The sequence below is a fragment of the Streptomyces sp. genome, assembly GCF_036566765.1.
Classification (GTDB): Bacteria; Actinomycetota; Actinomycetes; order Streptomycetales; family Streptomycetaceae; genus Streptomyces.
The window spans coordinates 12025-25961 of sequence record NZ_DATCVQ010000414.1 but is presented as its reverse complement, the minus strand read 5'-3'; the positions used below and the strand labels follow the sequence as shown (position 1 = coordinate 25961).

Here is a 13937-nt window from a genome sequence, read left to right as displayed (position 1 = left end):
ATGGACCCTCCCGGGCGTCACCCGAGCTATCCGCGGTCGATCAGGCGGCCCATTCGCGCGGCCACACCCAGCTCTTCGTCGCTGAAATCCCGCGGCACACCCGAGGTGTTCTGGCGCCGATCACGGGCGTGGATGTAGCCCTTCCGGGTCCAGCAGTCGAGCTGCCGGTACGTGATTCCGCACCTCTCCAGGGCTTCGATGCTGTCGCTCATGCGGCCCTCCGCTTCGCCCGGGCCGGCGACTCCTCGCGCTGCTGGTTGCGGGCCAGCTCCCGGCACGACTGCGAGCAGTACCTGGTCCCGATGGTCGGCTGGTCATACACCTCGCCGCACCAGTAGCACGTGGGCGGCAGGAGAGCGCGCCTCGCCCGTGCGGTCATGCCGCCGAACACGCCGTAGATCTCCTTGTTCTCCAGTGCCCACGCGAGGCATTGCGCCTTGACCGGACAGGGCTCGGTTCCTCTGGCGGGGTCGCCGTTGCAGATGGCTCGGGCCTGCTTCGTGGACGAGCCTTTCTCCGGGAACCAGTGCTCGCCGCCGATCTGCTGGCACAGCCCGTCGTCGAGCCACGACATGTCGCTCATCTCTTCCTCGCCTTCCCGGCCAGCGTTGCCCGCTCGCTGCCCGTGTAGCCGCCGAAGATCCCGTGGCGGTGTGCCTTGCTGGCCTTGGCCTCGAAGGCGAGCGCCTCCGCCAAACAGGGCCGCCTGACGGGACACCCCGCACAAATCGCCTTGGCCTCGGCGCGCTGCATGACGTAGCGGCGGGTGTCGCCTTCCTCGCTGATGGGGAACCAAAGCTCGGGTTCGTACGCCAGGCAGGCCGCACGCTCACGCCAGTTGGGGGCGAACTCGGTGGTGGTGCCGTAGGAGCTGCGCGTCCAGGCGGTCATCAGGCGGCCCTCCGCAACGCGTCCAGCAGCTGCGCTCCGACGAACTGCGTGTACGCGGGCGGGATGGCCTCGGCCAGCTCGTCGCGGGTGGTCCAGTCGATGCCCATGATCTTGCGGGCGTGTGCCACCGGCGCAACGTGGCCCGCGACGGACATCACAGTCCCCGGCACGTAGTGGCCTGCGCGACTGGCGGGGATCCGGTGCGGCAGGTGAAGCGGCATCCAGAGCTCGAATGACGTCTCGAACAGCCGGTGCCGGTACAGCTCGAGCTCGAACATGAACCCGCACAGCACGTATGGGTCGAGCAGCGGTGAGCCCGGCACATTCTCGATCACGTACGGCACGCCGGCCTGCTCGAGCGCTACCCGCACCGGCGCAACCAGGTCGGGGTACTGCGCTGCGAGCCCCGGCCACGCGCTCGTCATCGCGCTGTAGAACTGGCACGGCGGGCTCGCATGGACCGCGTCGAACTCGTGGCCGTGTTCCTCGATGTACTCGAGCGCATCGGCCCGGATGAACTCGAACGGGTAGTTGAGTTGCGGCTCGATGTCCACGCCCACCACGTCGAACCCGGCGCGGTGGTATCCCATGGCGGCCCCGCCGGCACCGCAGAACAGGTCGAGCAGGCGAGGGCGCATCATCCGGTCACCTCCAGCGGCACCAGCTCGTTGATCGCGACCTTGATCCGCAGCGGTCCGTTGGGCCACTCGCGGCGCAGGAACGGTCCGTCGAGGTACCGGTCGGAGTCGTCGGGGAGGATGCCCGCCTGCACGGCCCCATCGATCCAGCTCTTGATCGTCGGGTAGAGGTTGACTACGTCTCTGCGGTGGTTGGTGGGGAATCGGAACCACGCGTCGATCTGCGCGCGCGGCAGCTGGTCGAGTCCGCGGGCGGCGATGACTCCGCGCTCCTTCCAGTACAGCTCGCGGTCGCGTGTCTTCCGCCAGTGCCCGCGGTCGTTGCTGTTGAGCAGCAGCGACGTGGTGGGGTAGTCGATGGTGAGGATGTGGGCAGTCACGATGCCTCCCCGTCAAACAGCGATGGGAGCGCCATCTCTTTGTCCAGCTCGGTCAGGTTGTCGACGGCGGTGCGCCAGTACGACGGCTTGAGTTCGCAACCGATGCCGCGGCGGCCGAGCTTGACCGCTGCGTAGACCTCGCTGCCGATGCCTGCGAAGGGGGTGAGGACGGTCTCTCCGGGGTTGGACCAGAGCCGGATGCATCGGTCAATGAAGTCCAGTTGTAGTGGGGCGATGTGGCGTTCGTCGGCGGCCTCACGGGCTACGCGGGCGTTGAGGGTGTTGGTCTCCTTGATGTCCAGCCACACGGGGCGGGCCCATTGGATCCACTCGTCGTTGGTGACGGACTCGAACCCCCGGATCGGCGTGTCGTTCTGGCCGGGTTTGCGGAACAGCAGGAGGTAGTCAGCCAGGGCTGGCCGGGTCATCGCGGAGTCGCGCCGGAGGGTTGCGAACATGAGCGCCTGTGCCTTGGTGCGGATGGCCTGGGCTTGCGGGTCCTTGTCGATGGTGACTTCGCCGTGGAAGATCCACCCAGCGTCTTGGTAGGCGCGGATGACCTCGCCGCGGAAGTCGGTGAGGCCGGTGACTCCGTGGGTGGCCTTGGTGGTGGTGAGCTGCTGTACGTGCACGCAGGTGACCCGGCCTGGCTTCGTGAGCCGCAGCACGTGGTCGATGATGAATCGGTAGTGCTGGAAGAACTCGGCGCGGGTGGCGCTGTTTCCGAGGTCGCGCGGGGTTGGCGAGTAGGTGAACAGTGAGGCGAACGGCGGGGAGTACACGGACAGGTCGATCGTCTCGTCGCCCAGCTCGGCGAGACGTTCGCAGGAGTCGCCGAGCATGAGCCGCCATGCGGGACCTGCGGCGTCGTCGGTGATGTAGTCCTGTGTCATGCGGCGATCTCCTCTCTTGCGGTGCGCATCGCGTCGACCAGCTCGCGCATGACGGAGCGGGCCCCGGCCTCCTTGCGGCGCACGTTGACCGCGATCTGCCCTTCCAGCTCCGAGAGCACGAGGTGGGCGACGACTTCACGGGGTTGGCCGTAGCGGTAGCAGCGGCGGATGGCCTGGTAGTAGGCCTCGTAGCTGTCGGACAGGCCGACGAATGCCATGCGTGCGCAGTGCTGCCAATTCAGCCCGAAGGCGGCGATCGACGGCTTGGTGATCAGCCTGGTGATCTTCCCGTCGGCGAAGGCGAGCAGGGCCGCGGCCTTGTCCTCCGGCGACCATGAGCCGTCGACGTTCACCGAGTCAGGTATCAGCCGGGCGAGGGCGGAGGCCTCATCGTTCAGCCCGCACCACAGCAGCCACGGTTCGTCGGGCTCTGCGGCGACCAGCTCGGCCGCAGCTTGGCACCGCGCGTCGATGGTCTGCCGGCGCACGTTGGCACGACCGCCGACGCCGCCGAGGTCGGTGGGGAACAGCTGCCCTTCGGCTTCGATCGGTACCGGGATCAGGTGGTCGAGGATCCGCAGGCCGGGCAGCTCATACCCGTCGTCGGGATAGCCGAGATCGTGCGGCTTGCGGATGGCGAGCGCCCACGAGGCCATCCACCGAAACATGGGCCCGCGCGCGTGGCCTTTGAGCCGCCAGCCATCGGAGTCGTGGACGAAGTACCCGGCCAGCATGTTGACGCGGCTGCACACGCCGAGGAACTCGGCCTGATTCGTGAGCTCCTCGGTGTCGTTCGGTGCGGGGGTTGCGGTGCACGCTAAGCGCCTGTCGACGTCGGCGAAGTGCTCGATCAGCATGGTCCGCGTCTTGCCATCGGACTGCTTGAGGATGGATGCCTCGTCGAGCACGACCGCGTCGATTAGTGCCGCGTCGATCCGCTCGACCATCTCGTACGAGGTGACATAGATCCCGGGTCCTGTGATCTGCTCACCCGACCGGATGTATGTCGCGGTGACGTTGACCTTGGCCGCCTCGCGGACGGTCTGCTGGCACACCGCCAGCGGCGCCACGATCAGCGCGGTGGCGCCGGAGAGTCGGGCCCATTCGACCTGCATGACGGTCTTGCCGAGTCCCGTGTCAGCCCAGATCGCGGCACGGCCAACACCGACGGCCCACCTGACGATCTCGTTCTGCCAGCCGTGAAGCATGGTGTGCACGTCAGCCGCCACCACTGGCCGACCGATGGCAGGCGCGGTGGCCAGCTTCGTCTGTAGGAACTCGGCGTAGCTCACCTTCCCCGCCTCCCCAGCGTCGGTCGCCCGTACCTGACCCGCATCCCGTGCCACACGTGCCGGTGCCGTTCGACGGCAGCGGCGGCCCGGTCGTGGACGTGGTTGCGGAGGTCGGCGACGATCCACACGGCGGCGATGGCGAGGCCGGTCCACGCGGCGGCGTTCATGGGGTGCCGCCGATCCCGAGCAGATCCCAGGCGGTGATCTTGGAGTTCGCGATCTCCAGGAGGACGTCGGCGTGGCATGGCTGGTCGAGCGGGCACCAGCACGCGAGGTCGCGGCCCGCCAGCTCGCGGACGAACACCTTGTTCCCACGAGGGAAGTGCAGCCAGTAGCCACCTTGCTGCCGCTCATATGGCACGAGCTGGTCCCATGGGATCGGGTGGCCCTTAGGCAGGTTGCTCTCCTCACTCATCGGACTCCTCCCCGAACACGTCCTCCCCGTACGGCACGAACGCGACCTCCATGCCACGGGTGACAGCGAGACGGAGCGCGGCGAGTTCGCTGGCGAACACGAACGCGGTCCGGTCTTCGGGGTGGCGGGCTACCCAGGCACCGCGGGGGCGGGTCATGAGGCACCGCCGCTCGGTGGCTCGACGGTGGTCAGTCGGTACATGCCATCGATCGCTGCCGCCACCTGCTCGCGAGACAGCGCCATGTCCGGGTTGCCGTGCCTGCGGTAGACCTCGGCCAGGTCGCGATGCAGGGCGGCGGTCATGAGGGCACGACCGGCTCGTGGATCACGGTGAACGGGCCAGCCGCGGTGACCTCAGCGCGGCGGCCAAGGTCACTGCGGAACCACACGGTGTAGGTGGGGTCCAGGAGAATCGCGCCCTCAGGCAGCGCCTCAATCTCCTGGACCGTGGTGACGACACGGGCCGGCGGTCGCCAGCCTGCGGCGAGGATGGCGTCGGCGATCGTCCATTCGGTGGCGCCCCATGCTGGGCCGGGCTGCAACCCCGCAGGGAGGCTGGTGTCGACGGGGTACTTCTTGATCTCATCGCGCACCAGTCTGGCCAGCTCGTCGCGGGCGCTCATGAGGTCTTGAGGTCGATGTCGGGGACGATGGTCTCCGGCTTGAAGATGACCCGGTAGTGGAACTCATCGACGTCGATCGGTTCCATCTGCTCGACGAAGTAGGACACGTTGTCCGACAGGCCGAGGTAGTGCTTCTTGAACTCGTCTGGGCCGATCTTGCAGGTGACCTCCAGCGAGCCACCGAGGGCTGATTCGGCGGTCTCTACCGAGCAGCGACCCTCGATGGTTAGGAGGTACTTGTCGGTGATGCCGTTGAAGAACACGACCCGGCGTTCGACCTCGAACTGTTCGGCGGCCTGGGACAGGTTGCGCGATGCCACATCGGCGTCGGACGAGCAGGCACCGAGGAGCAGCACGCCCGTGAGCGCTAGTCCGGCATAGAGCTTCTTCATGTCGGGCAGTCCTTTCATTGGGTCATTCCGTGGTCTGCGAGCCACTCAAGCGGGTCATGAGGTGGTGGCTCCGAGCGTGATGTCGTTCGTGGTCGTGGTCGACAGGCTGGCCAGCGCCTCGGCCCATCCCTTGTCGTAGGCGGCCTTCTCGCGGAGTGCGACGACGGCTTCGTCGGCGGCTGTGTCCAGCAGGCCAGCCTCAGCGAGGGCCTCGGCGTAGTGGTAGCGGAGCTGTGCGTGCAGGACTCCGGCCTTCGCGAGGACGTCCGCCGCGCGGTTGACCGCGCTCATCGCGCACCGCCCTCGGGCACCTGCACGCCAGCGTCGACGAGGGCACGGGCAACGTCGTCGATCGCAACCCAGGAAACGTCGTTGGCCTCGGTCCGCTCGTCCAGCCATGTCCGCCACGGCGCTCGCCTGGCGTCCTCAGCCTTGATGCGCTCCGCCTCAGCCTCGGCCCGTGCTTGATCCGCCTTCAGTCGGTGGTAGAGCGCCAGCGCGCCGAGCGCGTGGTTGTAGAGCCAGTTGGGGTTGTCCCACGGGCGCGCTGTGCACGCCTCGGGTCCGTCGCCGGTGGAGAGACTGCTGCCGGACAGCCGAACCTCGGGTAGGTCGCTCTCGTAGACGATGGCCGCAACGGGCCTACCGATGCTTTTTCTCATGGTCGTACTCCCTTGCTCGTCAGCCAGTGGTCCGGGTCAACCGGCCCACCGCCGTTCGGATGGACCTCGAAGTGCAGGTGTGGCCCGGTGACGTTGCCGGTCGCGCCCACCCGCCCGATGAGTTCGCCCGTGTCCATGTCGTCACCGACGGACACGTCGAACCGGGACAGGTGCGCGAACCAGAACTCGACGGAGCCCGTGTCGCACTCGACCTTGTTTCCGTATGCGCCGGCTGATCCGGCGAAGGTGACCTCGCAGGCTTGCGGGGCGCGGACCTTCGTGCCTGTCGGGGCGGCGAAGTCGAGCCCGGTGTGGTCGCGTGCCCACCGGCTGCCGGACTGCCCGAACCGTGCGGTGAGCCGGTAGCCGCTGACCGGCAGCACCGTGGTTGCGGATCGCGCGGCCGACCCCCGCGACGGCACAGGCGCGGCGTGCTCCTGCTCGGCCGCCTTCCGTGCCGCCGCCCGTGCCGCCTCCTCCGCGGCCAGTCGCCGTGCCCGTGCAGCCTCAGCCCGTGCGACCCTGGCGGCGTACCGGTCGGCTGCCGACTGGCGTCCCGCCTCGACCACCGCGCGGTGACGGGGGTGCTTCTCGGCGAGACGGCGTTCCCGGATCGTCCGCGATGTCCCGAGCGATTCGAGGCGTTCGACGTGGATGCGCTGCGTGAGCATGGCGTGTTCGTCGTCGGCGGTGGTGCCGGTGTCCTCGAACGGTTCGGCCGCGATCAGCAGCCCGGGGCTGATCACGTCGAGGGGGTCGACGTCGGTGGGTGCCGTGGGTGCGATGAGGGCAACGGCGGTGACAGCGGCGGCGATGGCGGTCATGTCGCTGCCTCCGCCTTGCGCTCACAGCGCAGGCATGTGACGCGACCATCCGTGTCGTGCGACTCGGCCGACCACCACTTCTCCCGCTTGCCGCACAGGGCCTCGAAGTGCGGGGCCGGAGATGGGGAATTCCAGCGGTCAACGTTCAGCGCGTCGTTCCCGATCAGATGCAGACGCGACCCGGCGTTGCGTGGGTACGACTCAGCCATGGCCCACCGATATCCGTCAGCTTCCGGCCTAGGCTTCCGGCCCCACTGCGGGACGTGCTCGCACGTCCTCCGCAACAGCTGGTGGCCCTCGTCGTGGCCGACGAGACGGAACGTGACGCCAGCCGCCTGGTCGCGCTTCCGCGCCTCCGCGCCCTCGAACTCATAGAAGTGGCTCCAGGCTGCTTCCTCGGTCGCGATGGTGTTAGTGCCGTCTGAGAACTGGGCAGTCATGATGCCGCTGACGCAGCCACACGGCTCAGTGACGATCCAGGCGCACTCGCTGAGTGGGCGGGCCTCGCCGTCGTTGAGCTGAACAAGCAAGGTCGCGCTCATCGCTCCCCCTCCCCCGGCTCAACCACAGCCAGCGCCTCATCCGCGTGCTGCTCGAACCCGGCCGCCGCGAACGCCAGGTCGATCCGGCGTTGGGCCACAGCCAGGCGGGCCTGACGGGCGAGGTCACGCTGACGGCGGTAGACGTTGGTGGCGGTCATGGGGTCTCCCACGCCTGTGCGTCACGGGGCCGGAGCCCGGTGATGTTGACGGCCACGCGGTTGCGCGCAGAGACCTCCCAGCCGCCACCGCGCCCGCCGTGCAGCATGTCGATGGCCTTGTCGATGGCCGGGTCAGGCCCACTCGTCGTGTCGATGCCGAGTCCGTAGCCGACGATGTCCATAGCGCCACGGACGTTCTCGACGAAGTCGAGGATCGTGTAGTGGACCGCGCCGAAGAACGACGCAGTGAGGATCAGGTAGCGCCCGTCCCTGGTGGCGGCGCGCGCCAGCCAAGTGGTGCGCTTGCCGTCGAACCTGACGCGCCAACCGGGAGCCGGATGCACGCCCTCGAACGGCGGCTGCTTGCTCAGGCGGAAACCGTAGATGGCGGCCATGTCAGCTCTCCTCGGGTGGGGTGGTGGTGCGGCCGAAGTTGTCCTCGACCAGCTCGGCGTCGTCGGTACCGGCGGTCGTCAGCTCGGCCACTCGCGCCTCGATCTGCTTGCGTCGGGCCGGGGAGGACACGCCCCACATGGCTCGGAGTGCGTCGACGTCCGTGGACGCACTGACCTGCTTGGCCGTCGGCTCGCTCGGTGCCGCAGGTTCGGTCAGCGGCTTTACGACCATCGGTGCCCGCTTGCCCCGCGACACGGTGACGCTGACCTGGAGCGGCTTGCCGCCGGGCAGGTCGCTCAGCTCGGCGACTCGAATGCCTCCGACGGCGTCAGACCCGAAGCGGACCGACTCGTCCCGGTACAGCTTCACGCGACGACCGACCCACGCAGACGCCTCGTCACCCCATGCGGCGATGAGCAGACGAAGGACCGTCAGTGGTGGACGCCATGCCCGCCCCTCGCCCTCGGCCAGGTCGATGTCGTACTTCTGTTCCGCCGACCCGACCTTGACTCCAGCGATGGTGAAGACCCTGGGGCCGCCGACGAAGTCATCTGCGTTCCATTGGTCGGACCGTGGCTCTGCGGTGATCTTCATAGCTTTAGCTCCGGTTCTGCGAAGTGGTCGATGCGCTCGGTCGCGGGAAGCCCAGCGACGGCGGCCTGGTAGGTGGCGACCATCTCGGCCGCGCTCTGCTCGAAGCTCTCGACGGCGGCGAGGATCGCGTCGAACCACGCCGGGGTCGGCTCCACGCGCTTGCGCCACAACGGCATGCCGCCGCAAAAGCTCACGTAGTCACACCACTGGCGGCCGGACACGAGCAGCCCGCACTGGATCTGCGGCATGCACTCAGCCGGCACCTCGCCTGCGACGACCGTGGCGACGTGTGCCTTGGGCCGGCGCGACTTGATCTCGATGAGCCCGTCGTCACCCACGAGGCCGTCGGGTGAGAAGCCGATCCGGAAGCCGTGGTCGTCGTTGACCATGAAGCCGACCTCGGTGACGGGTGCGTAGTGCTCGGCGTAGATGCCGCGCGCTACGGGCTCGTCGAGCTTGCCGCGCATCATGTCGTGGCTGACGTACGGTTCCTCGGTCCATCCGGTGATGCGCTCGGCGACAAGCTGCAAGGTGAGCGCGCGGGAGTAGTCGTTGCTGGCCGTCTCAAGCTTCTTCGGCGTGATGAGCTGGCCGATGACGGATGCGGTGACGATCCCGCGTCGCACGTCGAGCCATTCGTCGGAGCGCTGCTCGAGGTCGGCGTACGTGTGGAGGCTCATGCGATGGCCTCCTTTGTGGCTCGGATGTGGGGGCAGTCCTCATCCAGCGCGGGGCAGGTGCACAGCCAGCCGGGTGACCACAGCGCGTTGAGGTCGACGACGAACATCTGCCGCTGACCCTGGACGTGGGCCTCGATGACCCGGTTACCGGTGGCCTTCTCGATGAAGTCGCGGACGATCTCGACGTCGGCGGCGGTGATGCGTCGGCTCATGCCGTGATCACCCCATCGCCGTGACAGGTCCCGCACGTGATCTGCATGGCCACACCGCGCGAGACGACGTTGAAGTGGCCGTCACCTTCGCAGTCGGGGCACGTGTCGAGCTCGGGGTCGTCGATCAGGAGGGCGGTCATCGCAGCGGCACCCACTTCACGATCTGATTCGGCGTCCGGCAGTAGGCGCAGTTGATCCCGGCCTTGTCCCAGGTGGCCTTGTGGTAGGCGCAGACGAACCCGTTGAGGTTGCCGGGGCAGTCGCAGATGGCCACGACCTCGACCCACCAGTCGGCGGGTTTGCCGCATGCGCGGCCGGGAGCTGCCGCGACTTGGCAGGTGCGTTCGGGCTGGTCGCCGACGATGGTCCGCAGCTCGTCGTCGGTGACCGGCAGCGTGGTGGTGGTCACAGCCCCTCACCGTCCAGCGCCCGCCGCGTCTCGCAGGGCCATTCGTGGCCGTCTTCCATGCACCACTGGGCGTCACCGTCACCGGTGTTGGCGTCGGTGGGGGTGTGACGGGCGCGGACGACGGTGAGGCGGTGCGTCAGCTCCTCGACGAGGAGGTCCACGCGGAGGTCGGTGGTCATCGGCTGCCTCCCTCATGGAGGCGCTCAGCCCACGTGACGGTGGCGGGCACCCGGCAGGGCGGCGAGCAGAACGCCCTGCCCTCAACGAGGTTCGTGTGGCACAGGTCGCAGACCAGCCGGGCCTGCGGGTCGAGATGGCCACAGGGGAACCGGAAGTAGCCGGCCCATGCCGCAGGATGCGCGCACGGGATCAGCCAGTGGTTCAGCTCGCACGGCTTCTCGATCTCGCCCTTGAGCCACAGAGCCAGCTCGGCGTCAGTGACAGTGATCTCAACGGGAGCGGCGGCCGTCGTCATCAGGCACCTCCGATGTTCGGCGTGACGATCTCGTGGCGAACCCCTCTCGCATCCGCGCCGCGGCTCCCGGCCGGTGCGTGGTCACGTACGTGTGGACCGCCGACGACGCATCACGCAGGCGCTGACCCACCGCCGCGTCGAAGCTGTGGGACATGGCCACCTCGTAGACCTCGCCGGACATGGCGTCGGTGAAGGTGAACTCGTGCCGCTCGGTGAGTGCAGTCGCGGTCCGCTCGGCCTCGACGACGGCGAGCTGGTGTTCCTCCAGGCCGCCGCCCGCGCCGGGCAGGGTGAGGGTGACGGTGCCGTGGACGAGGTTCTCGCCGACGGTCGGCCGGCCCATGGGATCGAGTGGTCGGTAGTGGATCATGGCGGTAACCTCGTTCCTGCTGGCCTCGGGCAACTTCGGGATGCCCGAGGCCAGTCGTCTCAGATCACTTCGGGTTGACCTGCTGACGGACTCCGTCGAGGAGCCGACTTGCGACAGCTGTGATGACGTCCACGCTGTCGGCGCGTGGTGCTACTTCCGGCCCTTGCTGCCTGCCGACGTCGCTGCGGACTTCGGCGGCTTCGCGGCCTGCGTCCGGACGCCCTGGCCCTTGTGCGCGGTGCCGTGGCCCTTCGGCTGCGTGCTGCCGTTGTTCCTGCCTGCCATTGCTGGTCACCCCCTTTCCGGTGAGTCGGTACGTGAGTTCGTCAGACCAAGCGGCGGCCTCGCGACCCTGGTCCTCGGGGGTCCGCTCGAACTTCCAGGCGGGCGTCGGGTAGGTGCGTGCGCGACCCCTCAGCCCGGCCTGCCGTGCCTTCTGCTTGTGGTGCTTGGCGGAGTGCCGGTGCCTGCGGTGAACACTCATGAGGTCTCCTGTCGTCGAGGACATGTGGACGTCTGGGCCCCGGAGCGGGAGGAGGGTGAACCCGCCCCGGGGAGCTTTGGAACCGGTCGGCCGCGGGGTCGGGGGACGATCGCCGCGACCGACCGGCAAGGCCGGGTCAGGGTGGCGAGTCACCTGAGGCGGCCGTCGTGGGGTGGAGGATCCTGAGGGGATTGCCCGCTGCGATGAGCCCGGCGTTCCACTCGGTGCACACGGAGCAGGCGCACGGCGGGGGTGGGTCTACGGTGGCCCGTCGGTACATGCCCTCGATCGCTGCCGCCACCCGCTCGTGGGAGCGGGCCATGTCGGGCTTGTCGTGCCTGCGGTAGACCTCGGCCAGGTCGCGATGCATGGCGGCGCTCATGATCAGTCCTGGACCATCCGGAGTTCGTCCGCCTGCTCACGCTTCCGCCGCAGCACGTACTCCCCCGGCGCGATCCCGGTGTTCCCGTGCTCCGGGTGATCCAGAAACGCTGTCGCACCCTCGGCGACGCTCAGCGACCCCAGGGTCAGGTCCGTCGCCGACGCCTCACGGGAGTCGAACCGAACCTCACCCTCAGCAAGCAGCAGATGCGTGTTCCCGCCCGACTCGCCCCGCACCACAGCCACACCGACACGCGGCACAGCCCTCGTCGGGAGGCGGAAGTCGGCGACCATCGACGCGGGCACAACGCTCACGTCGCCCTGGTGCTGCAGACCCGCCACGGTGGGGACATCCCACTGGGATGCCAGCTCGGTGAACGCGGACTCGGTACCGATGTGCTCGGAAAGGATGGTGTCCTGCATGGTGAGTTCCCTCTCTTAGGTGCGCCGCGCCGTAGTGGCGTAGTCGCTTGGGCTGATCCCGATCTGCCACGCGGCGGCGGCGACCGGGTCTGTGATGGAGTCCGGCACCGTCTCGCCGAACTCGTGACGGCTTCCGTCGCGTTCGACGGTGCCGTTGACCATGTGCAGCAGATGCAGACGCTCGCCCTGTCCGTACAGGTCGCCGATGTCCCACAGCGACAGCACCTGGCCGGGGTTACCGGGGTCAGCCACACTTGATCCGACCTGTTTCCACCCGGCGGTGGCGATCATCTGCTGCCAGCCATCGCGCTCGGCGGCAACCTCCACGGCGCACCGGCGGATCTCGGAGTTCGGTTCCTTCAGCACCCGCTCCGTCGACCAGCCGCCCTCAATCAGGTCAGCCGGGACTGTGACGCCGTGCCACGAGTGCAGCGTGTGGCCGTCCGCGTACGCCAGCGCAGGGCCGTCGTCGTTGTGCAGACGGGCCTGCGGGTCACGGTGGATCTGCGTGGGGCGGTCGGTGAGGACCACGGCCCCACGCATCGGCCACCACCACCCGGTCTCCGCAATGGCCTCATAGATCGCACCGAGCCGATCAGGGATCGGCAAGTCTGCGATGACGAGCGCGTGGGAGTACAGCGCGAGCCAGTACGCCTCGTACCACGGATCGAGCTGGCCCCCGAGCTGGCCCCAGAGCTGGCCCCCGAGCTGGCCCCCGAGCTGGCCCCCGAGCTGGTCCCAGAGCTGGTCCCAGAGCTGGCCCCCGAGCTGGTCCCCGAGCTGGCCCCGGAGCTGGCCCCTCGTCAGCGCCTTGATGGCCGCAGCCGCGAACGCGCCTCCCAGTGGGGAGTCCATCCACACCACGATCTGTGGCTCGTCTAGGCCGGCCGTCCGGTACGCGCGCCGAACGGCAGCCTCGGATTTCGCCCGGTCGCATCGCTCGGTGGACAGGCCGGTGGTCATCCACTTGTCACGTTCGGCGTGGAGTGCGGCGAGCTGGGCGTCTGTGAGTGCGCCGGTGTAGGTCATCCCGCACCTCCCGTCACGAACTGCTCCGCGTCACGCCACAGCCGCTCCGCCTGCTCGCGCGCCTCTTTCAGCGCGGCCAGCTCGCGGCACCGGTCCTGATACACGAGGGACACCTGGGTGCCGATCTGCTGCGCGGAGGCCAACTCAGCCTCGGCGCGGCGACGGATACGCCATGCATCGACGGCGATACCGGCCGCGACCAGGAGGGTGGTGAGGGCGACGGCGACGAGGGCAGTGGCGAACTCGATGGTCATGACTCGTGCCTCCCCGGGCTGTCCGCACGGCCGCCATAGCCGATACCGAGGGCACGTAGGCGCGCGATCTCAGCGGCGGTCGGGGGCACCTGGTGGATGCGGAGCGACACCTCAGCGCGGCGCTGACGGCGCTCCCCCGCTCGGGCAACGAAGGCCCCCACGGCGTAGCCGACAAGGGCGGCGACGAGGGCGACAAGGAACTCGATGGTCATGACGCACCTCGCCCAGCTCGTAGGGCGTCGTTCTCCAGCCGGAGCCGCGCCACCTCAGCCTCAAGGCGCAGAGCCCGGTACTCGTAGAAGTCGCGGGCCGCCAGGACGTCGGCGGGGATGTAGGACTCGCGGGTGGAGGGGATGGCGGTGGTGATGGTCATCGCTGCCTCGCCCCCGTGTTGCGGCGAGACGACGACGGCTTGCCGATCAGCTTGTTCAGCGCCTTGATCTCGGCCTGCGTCGCGGCTGGCTTGGAGTGCTTCGGCGGTGCTTGCTTGCGTCCGAGCATGGCGTGCCCCCCTGGGTGG

The 13937-nt window shown here is 68.5% G+C and carries 35 protein-coding genes; all 35 read right to left on the bottom strand.

The genetic code is table 11. From position 1 onward, the window contains the following. Positions 1 to 26 precede the first annotated feature (26 nt). Positions 27 to 212, bottom strand: a complete 186-nt coding sequence (locus tag VIU94_RS24220) for a MerR family transcriptional regulator (RefSeq protein WP_331914058.1) — start codon at positions 210 to 212, stop codon at positions 27 to 29. Continuing rightward, a complete protein-coding gene (locus VIU94_RS24215; protein ID WP_331914057.1) occupies positions 209 to 583 on the bottom strand; it encodes a WhiB family transcriptional regulator in 375 nt (124 codons plus the stop codon). The genes VIU94_RS24220 and VIU94_RS24215 overlap by 4 nt, the downstream gene beginning before the upstream one ends. Continuing rightward, positions 580 to 891: a WhiB family transcriptional regulator gene (locus tag VIU94_RS24210; protein ID WP_331914056.1), complete on the bottom strand. Its 312-nt coding sequence runs from the start codon at positions 889 to 891 to the stop codon at positions 580 to 582. Before VIU94_RS24210 ends, VIU94_RS24215 begins: the two co-directional genes overlap by 4 nt. Next, complete coding sequence (locus VIU94_RS24205) at positions 891 to 1532, bottom strand: DNA cytosine methyltransferase (RefSeq protein ID WP_331914055.1); 642 nt, start codon at positions 1530 to 1532, stop codon at positions 891 to 893. The genes VIU94_RS24210 and VIU94_RS24205 overlap by 1 nt, the downstream gene beginning before the upstream one ends. After that, complete coding sequence (locus tag VIU94_RS24200; RefSeq protein ID WP_331914054.1) at positions 1529 to 1909, bottom strand: hypothetical protein; 381 nt, start codon at positions 1907 to 1909, stop codon at positions 1529 to 1531. The genes VIU94_RS24205 and VIU94_RS24200 overlap by 4 nt, the downstream gene beginning before the upstream one ends. Continuing rightward, entirely contained in the window at positions 1906 to 2802 is an 897-nt protein-coding gene (locus tag VIU94_RS24195; RefSeq protein ID WP_331914053.1) for a DNA-methyltransferase, read from the bottom strand. The genes VIU94_RS24200 and VIU94_RS24195 overlap by 4 nt, the downstream gene beginning before the upstream one ends. Then, positions 2799 to 4094 carry an SNF2-related protein gene (locus VIU94_RS24190; RefSeq protein WP_331914052.1) on the bottom strand — a complete coding sequence of 432 codons (1296 nt, stop codon included), beginning with the start codon at positions 4092 to 4094 and terminating at the stop codon, positions 2799 to 2801. Before VIU94_RS24190 ends, VIU94_RS24195 begins: the two co-directional genes overlap by 4 nt. Beyond that, positions 4091 to 4261, bottom strand: a complete 171-nt coding sequence (locus tag VIU94_RS24185) for a hypothetical protein (RefSeq protein ID WP_331914050.1) — start codon at positions 4259 to 4261, stop codon at positions 4091 to 4093. Before VIU94_RS24185 ends, VIU94_RS24190 begins: the two co-directional genes overlap by 4 nt. Next, on the bottom strand, positions 4258 to 4509 hold the full coding sequence (locus VIU94_RS24180) for a DUF4326 domain-containing protein (protein ID WP_331914048.1): 252 nt from the start codon (positions 4507 to 4509) through the stop codon (positions 4258 to 4260). The genes VIU94_RS24185 and VIU94_RS24180 overlap by 4 nt, the downstream gene beginning before the upstream one ends. Continuing rightward, positions 4502 to 4666 (bottom strand): hypothetical protein, encoded by a 165-nt coding sequence (locus VIU94_RS24175; RefSeq protein ID WP_331914046.1) that lies wholly within the window; start codon positions 4664 to 4666, stop codon positions 4502 to 4504. Before VIU94_RS24175 ends, VIU94_RS24180 begins: the two co-directional genes overlap by 8 nt. Beyond that, positions 4663 to 4812 (bottom strand): hypothetical protein, encoded by a 150-nt coding sequence (locus VIU94_RS24170; RefSeq protein ID WP_331914044.1) that lies wholly within the window; start codon positions 4810 to 4812, stop codon positions 4663 to 4665. The genes VIU94_RS24175 and VIU94_RS24170 overlap by 4 nt, the downstream gene beginning before the upstream one ends. Next, positions 4809 to 5132 carry a hypothetical protein gene (locus VIU94_RS24165; RefSeq protein ID WP_331914042.1) on the bottom strand — a complete coding sequence of 108 codons (324 nt, stop codon included), beginning with the start codon at positions 5130 to 5132 and terminating at the stop codon, positions 4809 to 4811. Before VIU94_RS24165 ends, VIU94_RS24170 begins: the two co-directional genes overlap by 4 nt. Then, the gene (locus VIU94_RS24160) at positions 5129 to 5524 is read right to left on the bottom strand and encodes a beta-sandwich lipoprotein (protein ID WP_331914040.1); all 396 of its coding nucleotides are present in this window, start codon (positions 5522 to 5524) and stop codon (positions 5129 to 5131) included. The genes VIU94_RS24165 and VIU94_RS24160 overlap by 4 nt, the downstream gene beginning before the upstream one ends. Before the next feature lie 54 nt (positions 5525 to 5578). Then, positions 5579 to 5815 carry a hypothetical protein gene (locus VIU94_RS24155; protein ID WP_331914038.1) on the bottom strand — a complete coding sequence of 79 codons (237 nt, stop codon included), beginning with the start codon at positions 5813 to 5815 and terminating at the stop codon, positions 5579 to 5581. After that, on the bottom strand, positions 5812 to 6186 hold the full coding sequence (locus VIU94_RS24150; protein WP_331914036.1) for a hypothetical protein: 375 nt from the start codon (positions 6184 to 6186) through the stop codon (positions 5812 to 5814). The genes VIU94_RS24155 and VIU94_RS24150 overlap by 4 nt, the downstream gene beginning before the upstream one ends. Then, on the bottom strand, positions 6183 to 7010 hold the full coding sequence (locus tag VIU94_RS24145; protein ID WP_331914034.1) for a M23 family metallopeptidase: 828 nt from the start codon (positions 7008 to 7010) through the stop codon (positions 6183 to 6185). Before VIU94_RS24145 ends, VIU94_RS24150 begins: the two co-directional genes overlap by 4 nt. Further along, positions 7007 to 7552 (bottom strand): hypothetical protein, encoded by a 546-nt coding sequence (locus VIU94_RS24140; protein ID WP_331914032.1) that lies wholly within the window; start codon positions 7550 to 7552, stop codon positions 7007 to 7009. The genes VIU94_RS24145 and VIU94_RS24140 overlap by 4 nt, the downstream gene beginning before the upstream one ends. Beyond that, complete coding sequence (locus VIU94_RS24135) at positions 7549 to 7710, bottom strand: hypothetical protein (protein WP_331914030.1); 162 nt, start codon at positions 7708 to 7710, stop codon at positions 7549 to 7551. Before VIU94_RS24135 ends, VIU94_RS24140 begins: the two co-directional genes overlap by 4 nt. Next, positions 7707 to 8105, bottom strand: coding sequence for a hypothetical protein (locus tag VIU94_RS24130; protein ID WP_331914028.1), 399 nt, complete (start codon positions 8103 to 8105; stop codon positions 7707 to 7709). Before VIU94_RS24130 ends, VIU94_RS24135 begins: the two co-directional genes overlap by 4 nt. 1 nt (position 8106) lies before the next feature. After that, positions 8107 to 8700, bottom strand: a complete 594-nt coding sequence (locus VIU94_RS24125; protein WP_331914026.1) for a hypothetical protein — start codon at positions 8698 to 8700, stop codon at positions 8107 to 8109. After that, the gene (locus tag VIU94_RS24120; RefSeq protein WP_331914024.1) at positions 8697 to 9380 is read right to left on the bottom strand and encodes a lambda exonuclease family protein; all 684 of its coding nucleotides are present in this window, start codon (positions 9378 to 9380) and stop codon (positions 8697 to 8699) included. The genes VIU94_RS24125 and VIU94_RS24120 overlap by 4 nt, the downstream gene beginning before the upstream one ends. After that, the gene (locus VIU94_RS24115; RefSeq protein WP_331914022.1) at positions 9377 to 9592 is read right to left on the bottom strand and encodes a hypothetical protein; all 216 of its coding nucleotides are present in this window, start codon (positions 9590 to 9592) and stop codon (positions 9377 to 9379) included. Before VIU94_RS24115 ends, VIU94_RS24120 begins: the two co-directional genes overlap by 4 nt. Beyond that, complete coding sequence (locus tag VIU94_RS24110) at positions 9589 to 9732, bottom strand: hypothetical protein (protein WP_331914020.1); 144 nt, start codon at positions 9730 to 9732, stop codon at positions 9589 to 9591. The genes VIU94_RS24115 and VIU94_RS24110 overlap by 4 nt, the downstream gene beginning before the upstream one ends. After that, positions 9729 to 10001 (bottom strand): hypothetical protein, encoded by a 273-nt coding sequence (locus tag VIU94_RS24105; RefSeq protein ID WP_331914018.1) that lies wholly within the window; start codon positions 9999 to 10001, stop codon positions 9729 to 9731. The genes VIU94_RS24110 and VIU94_RS24105 overlap by 4 nt, the downstream gene beginning before the upstream one ends. After that, positions 9998 to 10180, bottom strand: a complete 183-nt coding sequence (locus VIU94_RS24100) for a hypothetical protein (protein ID WP_331914016.1) — start codon at positions 10178 to 10180, stop codon at positions 9998 to 10000. Before VIU94_RS24100 ends, VIU94_RS24105 begins: the two co-directional genes overlap by 4 nt. Beyond that, positions 10177 to 10476, bottom strand: a complete 300-nt coding sequence (locus VIU94_RS24095; RefSeq protein WP_331914014.1) for a hypothetical protein — start codon at positions 10474 to 10476, stop codon at positions 10177 to 10179. The genes VIU94_RS24100 and VIU94_RS24095 overlap by 4 nt, the downstream gene beginning before the upstream one ends. Beyond that, positions 10451 to 10846 carry a hypothetical protein gene (locus VIU94_RS24090; protein WP_331914012.1) on the bottom strand — a complete coding sequence of 132 codons (396 nt, stop codon included), beginning with the start codon at positions 10844 to 10846 and terminating at the stop codon, positions 10451 to 10453. Before VIU94_RS24090 ends, VIU94_RS24095 begins: the two co-directional genes overlap by 26 nt. Before the next feature lie 150 nt (positions 10847 to 10996). Continuing rightward, positions 10997 to 11131, bottom strand: a complete 135-nt coding sequence (locus tag VIU94_RS24085; protein WP_331914010.1) for a hypothetical protein — start codon at positions 11129 to 11131, stop codon at positions 10997 to 10999. Positions 11132 to 11466: 335 nt separating this feature from the next. Further along, positions 11467 to 11712, bottom strand: a complete 246-nt coding sequence (locus VIU94_RS24080) for a hypothetical protein (protein ID WP_331914008.1) — start codon at positions 11710 to 11712, stop codon at positions 11467 to 11469. Between the two features lie 2 nt (positions 11713 to 11714). Beyond that, entirely contained in the window at positions 11715 to 12134 is a 420-nt protein-coding gene (locus tag VIU94_RS24075) for a DUF8820 family protein (protein WP_331914006.1), read from the bottom strand. 15 nt (positions 12135 to 12149) lie between these two features. Next, positions 12150 to 13097, bottom strand: coding sequence for a DUF6745 domain-containing protein (locus VIU94_RS24070; protein ID WP_331914004.1), 948 nt, complete (start codon positions 13095 to 13097; stop codon positions 12150 to 12152). A 62-nt stretch (positions 13098 to 13159) separates the two neighbouring features. Continuing rightward, a complete protein-coding gene (locus VIU94_RS24065) occupies positions 13160 to 13417 on the bottom strand; it encodes a hypothetical protein (RefSeq protein WP_331914002.1) in 258 nt (85 codons plus the stop codon). Continuing rightward, positions 13414 to 13629, bottom strand: a complete 216-nt coding sequence (locus VIU94_RS24060; protein ID WP_331914000.1) for a hypothetical protein — start codon at positions 13627 to 13629, stop codon at positions 13414 to 13416. Before VIU94_RS24060 ends, VIU94_RS24065 begins: the two co-directional genes overlap by 4 nt. Continuing rightward, positions 13626 to 13790 (bottom strand): hypothetical protein, encoded by a 165-nt coding sequence (locus VIU94_RS24055; protein ID WP_331913998.1) that lies wholly within the window; start codon positions 13788 to 13790, stop codon positions 13626 to 13628. Before VIU94_RS24055 ends, VIU94_RS24060 begins: the two co-directional genes overlap by 4 nt. Continuing rightward, the gene (locus VIU94_RS24050; protein ID WP_331913996.1) at positions 13787 to 13918 is read right to left on the bottom strand and encodes a hypothetical protein; all 132 of its coding nucleotides are present in this window, start codon (positions 13916 to 13918) and stop codon (positions 13787 to 13789) included. The genes VIU94_RS24055 and VIU94_RS24050 overlap by 4 nt, the downstream gene beginning before the upstream one ends. Positions 13919 to 13937 lie beyond the last annotated feature (19 nt).